This is a genomic window from Tissierella sp., assembly GCF_052089545.1.
Taxonomy (GTDB): Bacteria; Bacillota; Clostridia; order Tissierellales; family Tissierellaceae; genus Tissierella_A.
The window spans coordinates 1-3145 of sequence record NZ_JBQDAA010000031.1 but is presented as its reverse complement, the minus strand read 5'-3'; the positions used below and the strand labels follow the sequence as shown (position 1 = coordinate 3145).

General features: G+C 31.5%; 3 protein-coding genes. All 3 read left to right on the top strand.

Translation table 11 applies throughout. The annotated features are described in order from the left end of the window. Positions 1-865 (top strand): penicillin-binding transpeptidase domain-containing protein (locus tag ACTHW2_RS04065; RefSeq protein WP_442262464.1); only part of this gene is annotated, 865 nt, incomplete at its 5' end. 108 nt (positions 866-973) lie between these two features. Next, positions 974-1936: a glycine betaine ABC transporter substrate-binding protein gene (locus ACTHW2_RS04060; protein ID WP_442262463.1), complete on the top strand. Its 963-nt coding sequence runs from the start codon at positions 974-976 to the stop codon at positions 1934-1936. A gap of 21 nt (positions 1937-1957) precedes the next feature. After that, on the top strand, positions 1958-3109 hold the full coding sequence (locus ACTHW2_RS04055; RefSeq protein WP_442262461.1) for an ABC transporter permease: 1152 nt from the start codon (positions 1958-1960) through the stop codon (positions 3107-3109). Positions 3110-3145 lie beyond the last annotated feature (36 nt).

Genomic DNA, 3145 nt, shown 5'->3' with positions numbered 1-3145 from the left:
AGAAAATAGTCAAATAAAAGAATGGGAAGATATGGACGCAGATGTATTTTTAAATAGATTTAATAAAGCATACTCTCCAGGTTCTACATTTAAGATAGTTACATCATCTATTGGATTAGAAGAAGATCTTATAAATCCAGAAGAAAAGATAAATATACAAGGGAAGAGTTGGCAAAAGGATAGTTCTTGGGGAAATTATAAGATAAATAGGGTAAGTCAAAAACTTTCAAGTGTAACCTTAAATGATGCATTTATTTATTCTGACAATATATATTTCGCAAGGACTGCACTTAAAATTGGTGAAGAAAACTTTTTAAAGGGATCTAAAAAATTTGGATTTGGTGAAGACATACCTATAAATTATCCCTTTGCCCCTTCACAAATAGTAAACGATGAAAAATTTAAAAATGAAATATTACTTGCAGATACAGGATATGGACAGGGACAAGTGCTTATGAGTCCACTACATTTATCACTTGTTTATAGTATGGTTTTAAATGATGGAAATATTATGGAGCCTATCTTAGAAAAAGATGCAAAGCCTAAAGTGTGGAAGGAAAATATAGTCTCGGATGAAAATAGGACTCTTTTGTTAAATAATCTAGTTGATGTAATAGAAGATCCTAACGGGACAGGTCACGATGCGAAAATTGACGGTATAAAATTAGCTGGCAAAACAGGTACTGCTGAATTAAAACTTAGCCAAGAAGGAAAAGGAAAAGAAAATGGCTGGTTTGTAGGGATGAATGTAGATGATCCCCAAATTGTGGTTTCAACTATGATAGAAAACGTAGAGGATAGAGGAGGAAGCCACTATATAGTTCCTAAAGTGAAAAATATAATTGAGTATTATTTAGAAAAATAAACCTAGTTCTAGGTTTATTTTTTTATAGTTTAGTTTGATATATTGATTGTAGGGTAAAAATTGATTGATTACGAAATATTACAAAAAGACAAGAAAATGGAGGTCGCCATGAAGAAAAATAAGTTTTATATAATTACCTTAGTTTTGGTTCTTTCTTTATTATCAGCATGTAGTACTCCGGATAATGATAAAGAAAAAGAAAAAGGAGAATCAGTTAATCCTGAGAATCCAATAGTTGTAGGTTCATTTGTTGATACAGAAGGAGGAATCTTAGGTAATATGGTATTATTAGCACTTGAAGAAAAGGGCTATACTATTACCGATAAAGTTCAATTTGGAACCCCCGATGTTCATAGAAATGCCTTATTGCAAGATGAATTAGATATTGGGATTGACTATACTGGAAATGGACAATATTATTCTGAAGGATTTGACGAAGAAGTTTGGGGAGACTTAGAAGAAGGATATAATTCTATAAAGACTTATGATGAAGAAAATAATGATTTAATTTGGTTAGAGCCCGCAAAGGCAAATAATACTGAAATGTTAGCAGTTAAAAAAGATTTCGCTAAAGACAATGACTTAGAAACATTAGAAGATTTTGCAGACTATGTAAATGATGGAGGCGAGGTTAAATTTATAACCAGTCAGTTATTTGCAGAAAAAGAAATGGGCCTATTAGGTATGGAAGAAGGATATGGATTTAAGTTGGACTCAGATCAACTTATAATGCTTCCTCATGGAAACACTGCTGAAACGATAAGTGCCCTTGAAAATGGCACTGATGATGTAAATATAGCTCTTGTATATGGCACCGATGGTTCACTTCCTGACTTAGATATGGTAGTACTAAAAGATCCACTCTCAATTCCACCAGTATTTGAGCCATCTGTAGTGGTCAGATCTGAAGTTTTAGAAGAGCATCCACAAATAAAAGATATTATAGAAGATGTATTCAAAACATTAGATCTTGAAAAATTACAAGATATGAATAAAAAGGTAATTGTAGATGGATTATCACCAAAAGATGTAGCAAAGGAGTATTTAACAGAAGAAGGGATTCTAGATTAAATTAACTGAGAAGGTGATTAGATGAATAAAATAAAAGACAAAACATTGCTGCTCTTATCCTCTATAGGAGCAGCAGCATTTATTTTTATGAACTTACTTGAACATAAACCCAATAGGATATCTGGAGGTATAAAATATTCTAGTTTTGAGTTTTTTGGTAAATTAAGTGTAGTGCTTATAATTTTATGGCTTGCTCTAATAGGCCTATCTTTTTATAGGAAAAAACATAAAAATATTATTGTTTTTACACTTACAACTATTTTAACCTTAGTCTTATTTTTGGCTTTACAGCTAAAGACAGGAGATTATACAGAAGGAGTAACCTCAGCTAGAATAAGCCTTTCTTTTGGATTTTACCTTCAAATATTTTCGGTTTACATGTTGTTTTCTACCTATACCCAAAAGATTAAAGAGCATAAATATATTAAATGGATTGGATTTCTAAGCATATTTGGAATGTTATCATACTTTATATTTACTGGAGCGTTTAATGATTTATCTTTAATGAAGGAATATAATATTAAAAAATCTCAATTTATTTATAATTTGAGAATTCATGCTATCTTGACTTTAGCTTCTGTTCTTACAGGTGCAATTATTGCTATACCACTTGGATTTTTAGCTTATTCTAAAAAGAAATTTGAAGATAAGGTTATGATTCCACTTAGCATAATTGAAACAATACCAAGTATTTCTTTATTTGGAATTCTTCTAGTTCCCTTATCGGGACTGGGAGAGCTAGCTTTCTTTGATGCTTTTGGAGTAAGTGGTATAGGATGGGCTCCTGCATATATTGCACTTACCTTATATACACTTCTTCCAATAGGAAGAAATACTTTAACTGGTTTTTACTCAGTTGAACAAAATGTAATAGAAGCTGCAAAGGGAATGGGTATGAGTAAAACCCAAATCTTAAAAAAGATTGAACTTCCACTAGCCTTTCCTGTAATATTCACAGGCATTAGAATTGCTTTTATACAAACCATAGGAGGAGCAGTTTTAGCAGGGCTTGTAGGTGGTGGAGGAATGGGAACTTTTGTATTTTTAGGACTAGGAGAGGCTTCTTCTGATTTAATCCTCTTAGGAGTTATACCTATAGTATTTTTTACAGTATTACTTGATTACATCTTAAGGACTTTTGAAAAGACTATGAGAGGTGTTATATATGATTAAAATAGACAAGGTCATAAAAAAATATGGAGATTTTAC